Here is a 6356-nt window from a genome sequence, read left to right as displayed (position 1 = left end):
ATAGTGACGCATTTTCAACCTTTCACCTATGTATATACATGGCTGCGGTTTTTTCTAGTTTTTCAACTCAATTTTCTTATCCCGGTTTTCTGTTCCGTTGCTACTCACGCCCCGTCTACTTAATAAGTTGCAGTAGGTACAGTGGTTAAAACGCGCTTTTACATTTTTATATAAATAGATACCCATTCTGTGGTATAAACCTCAACAGCGTTGTAATTAACCAGAAACAGTAAGATGACTCACTATGGGCTAATCTGTCCGACGGCATCTGGCCACCTCAACCCTATGACAACCTTGGGCTACGAGCTAAAAAAACGAGGTCATCGCGTTACCTTATTCGGATTACTTGATGCTCAACCAAAAGCACTAGCAGCAGGATTAGAATTTCGGGCAGTTGGTGAGTCTGATTTTCCTCCAGGGTTCATGAAAGAGATGTTTACCCAACTGGGAAAATTAAGCGGATTTTCAGCACTAAGATACACAATCAATTGCATACAGCAAGGGACACAAGTGAATCTGCGCGAATTGCCTCCACTGGTAAAAGAAGCAGGCATAGATGCGCTCATAGTAGATCAAGTTTCACCAGAGGGAGGAAGCGTTGCGGAGTTACTTGATATTCCCTTTATTAGCTGTGCTTGTGCCTTAATGATTAATCGGGATGTCAGTGTTCCTCCTTTTAATACTTCTTGGAGTTATAGTCCAGCAACATGGGCAAAGGTACGCAATTGGGCTGGTTATAAATTATTAAACCAAGTAGGCAAACCAATCCGTGAAGTGATTAATGAGTACCGTAGTCAATGGAATTTACCACTGCATCTTAGCCCTAATGACTCCTACTCCCAACTAGCACAACTCAGTCAACAACCTGCTGAGTTGGAATTTCCTAGAGAGAATTTACCTGATTGCTTCCATTTCACAGGAGCTTACAATAACCCAGCCAGTCGAGAACCAACACCTTTCCCTTATGACAAGTTGACTGGGCAACCGCTAATTTACGCCTCGATGGGAACTATTCAAAATCGTTTATTAGAAATTTTTCACTGTATTGCAGAAGCTTGTAGTGAGTTAGATGTGCAATTAGTAATTTCTTTGGGTGGTTCTGCAAGTCCTGAAGTTCTCCAAGGATTGCCCGGACATCCCTTGGTGGTTGGTTACGCACCCCAACTGGAATTGCTAGAAAAAACAACCCTCACTATTACCCATGCAGGGATGAATACCACATTGGAATCTTTGACAAAAGGTGTGCCAATGGTGGCTATTCCCATTGCCAATGACCAACCAGGGGTAGCGGCACGTATAGTTTGGTCAGGATGTGGTGAAGCCGTAACTCTCAAGAAGTTGAATGTGTCTAGGCTCAGAACTGCGATTCAAAAGGTGTTAACAGAAGAAAACTATCAAAAGAACGCGCTCAGATTACAACAGGCAATTAAAAAAGCCGGGGGAGTCAGTCGGGCTGCTGATATTGTCGAGCAAGTTGTATCCACAGGTAAACCTGTAAGAGCGCAAACACAGCAAAGCTCTTTGACTTTTTCAGGGCAACCTAAAATTTGAAAATCACTCCATACAATGGAAAAATCTAAATATTCGACCAAAAGCGAAACAGAAAGGGTTTTCAGTGTCTTTGATACTTTCCAAAAAGATGCAGTTAACACTCTTGCTACTTCAACAGACGGTACTGCTACTTCCATTGAGCCAGTTCTAACAATGTCCTGTCTTGGGCAATTAGGTCGATTCGGAAACCAACTGTTTCAGTATGCTTTCTTGAGAATCTGTGCAGAAAAAAGTGGCTCACGAGTAGAGTGTCCATCTTGGATTGGTCAGACTTTGTTTGGACACCAAGATGCGCCTATTTCTCAACGATTACCTCCAGCAGTTGAATGTTTGGATGTGGGAGAAAGTTTGTTTGATATTATTCCTGAATTCATTCCTTATCTTGAAAACATAGCGGATGCTAAAAGTTATCGCGTAGGTTCAGAAGCTCTTGAACATGGTATTACTAACTTTGATCTATGGGGTTTCTTTCAATTTCATACCCGATTACTCGCACCATACAAGGAATACTTTAGATCACTTTTCCAACCCGTTAGGGAGCTAAAATCTCCTTTAGAGGATGGTCTAAATATTCTTCGTTCTAAGGGGAAAACGATAGTTGGAATTCACATTCGACGAGGTGACTATATTACGGAACCGCAAGTGGGCTTTACATTGGCGTTTCCAGCAAAATGGTATTGCGAATGGCTTGACGGGATATGGAACGAATTAGACAACCCAGTTCTTTTTCTGTGTAGTGATGAGCTTGACAGTATTCTTCCCGAATTTAAAAAATTTTCTCCGGTGATTTGGAGAGATTTGGAAGTAAAGCTTCCAGAAAGTATGCAAGATTTAAACATAGAGTTTTACATTGATTTCTTTATTTTAAGCAAGTGCGAAGTAGTTTGTATTAGTAATAGCAACTTCAGCTTTATAGCCTGTATGTTGAATGAGCGGGGAAGAATATTTGTTAGACCCCATTGGGATTTCTCTACTAAGTTTACAGTTTTTGACCCTTGGAACAGTGAACCACTGTTATGGCTAGGGAATAAGAAGACTAAATTTTTCAAAAGTTTTTTTGAGATTTTATATGTTACTTATGTAACCCAAGGTATAAGAGCAATGTTCAAATATATATTCATCTATCTTCCTAAAAGCAAGGTAAAAGGATGGGGAATAAGAGTATACTTAGCGTACAAAATTCAAGGGATAATTGGTGTTTTTAAAACCTTTTTGTACACATTAGGCTGGCGTTCTATGTGGAAATAACCACGACTATATCATTGACGATAAAATTTCCGTTAACAATTCTGACATCTGCCACAAATCTTTATTCCGATTATCGTCATAAATCATCAGCGTTCTAGGGTCAGCATGACGGCTCAACTTCTGCACCTTTCTAATATTCCCATCAGTTGCATCAAGTGCCGCCGTAATCAACGAGCTTACTTCAGAAAATAACTAAAAATCGCCTAAAAATTCCGACTAATTTAATTCAAGTAACATCATCAGGCTTGGGTGCATTTACATCTGGGTAAAGAGCGCGGTATTGTTCCCACTGCTTTTTATAAAATTCGATTCCAGAGAGAGTAATCACCAACTTAGTTGAGTACTTGCCTTGGTTCCAATAACCAACTTCTTTGACTAAGCCTTCTTCAGTGCCGTGATAATCTCTTAGTCTTAACCAAGTCCATCGCCAACTAAACCCAGCGTAATCATCAGAGCTTGTATTATTATCTATTCCGTTCTCACCAGAGAGATAAGCTCTGACCAGTGCCTCCCACTGCCTGGGTTTAAGTTGTCCCTTGGGTGGCTTTTTGGGTGCTGATTCACCCAAACCTGCACGGGCAACAGCACGTCCAGTTGTCGTGAGCTTGATTGAAATTAGTTCGCTCTGACGATAATTGCATTCAATTAGCTGGTGTCCTTCCAAGACCCGCAAAGTTGAACCCAGCCCTTGGTCAACAACATTAGCCTGTCTCAACAGCCTGTGTAACAAAGTTTCATGCCCTGTGGGTTCAAAATAATATTGCAGATTACGCCAGACAGAGGCAGGATCTCTGGACAACCCCTTGTGCCAAGCTTGTTTTTGCGCGGACTCTTGTTGTTGTTCAGTGTGGTAAATGGCGGTGAGAGTAGCTTGTTGCCTTTGGTTTAGTTTTTCCCACAGCGAATGGTGTTTGCTCATTACTTATGGATATACTCGATGAGCTTTATATACTAGATGAAAATAAACAACCTATTAAGCCCGACAGTCTTGAGCAATGGTCTGATTGGCGGAAAAATGAGAACAATGTACAAGTAGCTTTAGATACTTTTTCGTGGGGAAGAGCATCCACCATTTTTTTAGGCAAGGATTATTCTAATTTCCCTACTCGCGCTTCTATTAAGTGAATTAGCTCTCCGGCTAGGGAGGAAATTTTGGTTTTATCAGCGATTCTTAGTTCCTGGACTTTAGTAACCGTCATTTTTTCCTCTCCTCTTCTTTTCCAACTTAATCTTCAATTGATAGTTATAAATTTAAGATTTTGCTAATAGCTTCTAATTGCTGCTCATCAGCTGTATTCCAATCAAATCTTTGTAGTTTACTAATAAGTTTTGTTCGCTCTATTACCTGTTTTAGCTTTTGTTTTTCTAGTTCAAGCTCTTCTTCTGGCAGCCAAATAAGTAAAGGTTTAGATTGCCAACTGCCCCCTTTCCAACCAATAGGATAACCATCTTTTTTTCTATAATCGTAACCTAACCCGGAATTGTTCTCCAAAATAATCTTCGTCTTAGTTACTTTGTCCACTTTTACAATTGTTTTTTTTGTATCATAATCCGTTAAGAGAACCAATTCATCTCCTGGCTGAACAGTTGTTAAAGACATATTAATTACTAGGGCTATGAAATATTAGAATTCCTGGTGCTATCCCAGTATAATTGTCCGCTAAATCATGAAATTGATTGCCCAAACATTTCTGAGACAATTGTAGTCAAATTTTCCAAGATAATTAGCCAATTGATTAATTTTTATTTCTCTGCATTCTTCAACATTCCCGTCAACAATTCCGACATCTCCCACAAGTCTTTATTCCGGTTATCGTCATAAATCATCAGCGTTCTAGGGTCAACATGACGGCTCAACTTCTGCACCTTTCTGATATTCCCATCAGTTGCATCAAGCGCCGCCGTAATTGCCGAATGCCTCACCCGGTGCGGTGACATCGGTTTCTTTACACCCGCTTTTTTAAAAGCTGCCGACACTATTTTATAGACAGCATCCGTAGTCAATCTATGTCCCTTATTATGGAAATCTAACGCCGTAAAAATTGGTAAATCTGCATTCAAATTCCCCCTAGCAATCAACCAATCAGCTATCGCCTGAGCCACAGCACTTGACATATCTAAATATTCTTCATTCGTTCCCTTACCCTTACCCAAAACCCTCAACTTGCGCCCATAAAAATCAAAGTCACCCACATTTAATTGACATACTTCCTGACGACGTAAAGCCAAACCCCACAGCACCAGAAAGATTGCATAATTGCGTTTACCAATCAAAGTCTCCCTGTCAAACTGCTGTAATACAAGTGCTATCGCTTTGCTATCAACACCCCGCGTATCTCTGTACGCTTTGACTTTCTCCCCCTCGACATCCTCTAGGGAATAGTTGCACACCCCCAGCTTTCGCCCCATCTTGGCCAACGACTTAATCGCCGCCAATCGCCGATTGATTGTCGCCTCCCGCAAACCGGATGCTATGAGTTTGGCCTTGTATTTCAACACCACCATCACCGCTTGCTCTCGCTGCAAGTGCAGAAACTCCAGCACACTATCCCCAGTCGGTGGTAAGCCCGTCATCTTGATAAAAAAATCCTTCAAATCTTTCTCGTAAGCACGTCGAGTATTAGGGTTGCGTTTATCTGCCAACAGCTGCGCCAACACATCCGGGTCTTTATCAAGCTGTGCATCAAAATACCTAGCGATCGGTGCAGACAAACACGCTTCCAACTCTACCTTGACTATTTCCCCAAATATTGGCTCGTTAGGCATAACTACTCACATAGTCGTTATTGATAATGCACGTTTCCAATAACGTCTATCATACGGCCATCTCTAGGGGTATGAATGCTTACTTTCAGTGAACAGCTAAATCCGTTTTGCGGAAGTGATAGAGTGTCAATTAGTAATGCTAGGTCTGTAATTTCCGGCTTTGATATCAAAATTGATAGCGGGTGTGTAGTGCAGCAGTGGGGCAAGCCAGTTGATAATCCACCAGACTAGCCCATACTCAGCAACAGCAATGATTATGGTTGAGCGTAGGCGATCGCCGTGGTCTTGACTTGCCTGGGTGAGTTTGTATATATACGTCCGTCTGTACCAATTTCTATACAAGTCCTGAGAAAATGCGATAGAACGTTATTTAATGGCAACGACCGTGCAACTGTGCGATTCAGCAGACACGCCCAAGTGGGGGTTCAGCCGGTGTTGAAATATGATGATAAGCGCCAGCGTTTGCCCTCAGCAGATGAGCGACTCGATATCAGAATTGATTTAGGTAAGACTCAAAAATGAGGAAGAAAGTATAGTGTTAACTTCAAATTAATTACTTTTTCTTGCCCTTAGACTTCTTGCCTAAATTCTGTGAATCAAATCCTTTTGTGTTGGTCTTTGGTTTTTCTTTAGAGGATTTGGAGCTAGACACAGGAAACTCTGCTTCTCTTTCTGAGCCTTCAAGGGGCGACAATCGCCTATAAACCCCGCCAGATAAAGGTTTAGGAGGCACATAACCCTTGAAAAAATTGGGTGCTTATTGAGAATGAACTGTACAGTTATTAAGCAGC

6 protein-coding genes and 1 pseudogene are annotated in these 6356 nt (G+C 41.3%); 3 read left to right on the top strand and 4 right to left on the bottom strand.

The annotated features are described in order from the left end of the window. Nucleotides 1-234 precede the first annotated feature (234 nt). Both H6G79_RS35945 and H6G79_RS35940 read left to right on the top strand, forming a co-directional pair. Nucleotides 235-1551: a glycosyltransferase gene (locus H6G79_RS35945; RefSeq protein WP_190595277.1), complete on the top strand. Its 1317-nt coding sequence runs from the start codon at nucleotides 235-237 to the stop codon at nucleotides 1549-1551. Between the two features lie 15 nt (nucleotides 1552-1566). After that, entirely contained in the window at nucleotides 1567-2799 is a 1233-nt protein-coding gene (locus H6G79_RS35940; protein ID WP_190595278.1) for an alpha-1,2-fucosyltransferase, read from the top strand. Between the two features lie 6 nt (nucleotides 2800-2805). Here the strand turns inward: H6G79_RS35940 and H6G79_RS35935 are convergent. The 4 genes and pseudogenes from H6G79_RS35935 to H6G79_RS35920 form a co-directional block, all read right to left on the bottom strand. Next, nucleotides 2806-2973 (bottom strand): annotated as a pseudogene (locus tag H6G79_RS35935) (integrase); the annotation flags it as partial. Between the two features lie 52 nt (nucleotides 2974-3025). Then, a complete protein-coding gene (locus H6G79_RS35930; RefSeq protein ID WP_190595279.1) occupies nucleotides 3026-3718 on the bottom strand; it encodes a hypothetical protein in 693 nt (230 codons plus the stop codon). Nucleotides 3719-4042: 324 nt separating this feature from the next. After that, a complete protein-coding gene (locus H6G79_RS35925; protein WP_190595280.1) occupies nucleotides 4043-4399 on the bottom strand; it encodes a hypothetical protein in 357 nt (118 codons plus the stop codon). A gap of 143 nt (nucleotides 4400-4542) precedes the next feature. Then, nucleotides 4543-5565, bottom strand: a complete 1023-nt coding sequence (locus H6G79_RS35920; protein ID WP_190595281.1) for a tyrosine-type recombinase/integrase — start codon at nucleotides 5563-5565, stop codon at nucleotides 4543-4545. Nucleotides 5566-5844: 279 nt separating this feature from the next. Between H6G79_RS35920 and H6G79_RS37185 the strand changes: the two genes are divergently transcribed. After that, complete coding sequence (locus H6G79_RS37185) at nucleotides 5845-6087, top strand: hypothetical protein (protein WP_242048788.1); 243 nt, start codon at nucleotides 5845-5847, stop codon at nucleotides 6085-6087. Nucleotides 6088-6356: the final 269 nt, after the last annotated feature.

This window comes from Anabaena sp. FACHB-83, from assembly GCF_014697485.1.
Taxonomy (GTDB): Bacteria; Cyanobacteriota; Cyanobacteriia; order Cyanobacteriales; family Nostocaceae; genus Nostoc_B.
This window is presented reverse-complemented; position numbering and strand designations above follow the sequence as displayed.

Bases quoted from the DNA above. Each gene is read 5' to 3' on its own strand.
- H6G79_RS35945 (WP_190595277.1), top strand. From the start codon at position 235: ATGACTCACTATGGGCTAATCTGTCCGACGGCATCTGGCCACCTCAAC.
- H6G79_RS35940 (WP_190595278.1), top strand. From the start codon at position 1,567: ATGGAAAAATCTAAATATTCGACCAAAAGCGAAACAGAAAGGGTTTTC.
- H6G79_RS35930 (WP_190595279.1), bottom strand. From the start codon at position 3,718: ATGAGCAAACACCATTCGCTGTGGGAAAAACTAAACCAAAGGCAACAA.
- H6G79_RS35925 (WP_190595280.1), bottom strand. From the start codon at position 4,399: ATGTCTTTAACAACTGTTCAGCCAGGAGATGAATTGGTTCTCTTAACG.
- H6G79_RS35920 (WP_190595281.1), bottom strand. From the start codon at position 5,565: ATGCCTAACGAGCCAATATTTGGGGAAATAGTCAAGGTAGAGTTGGAA.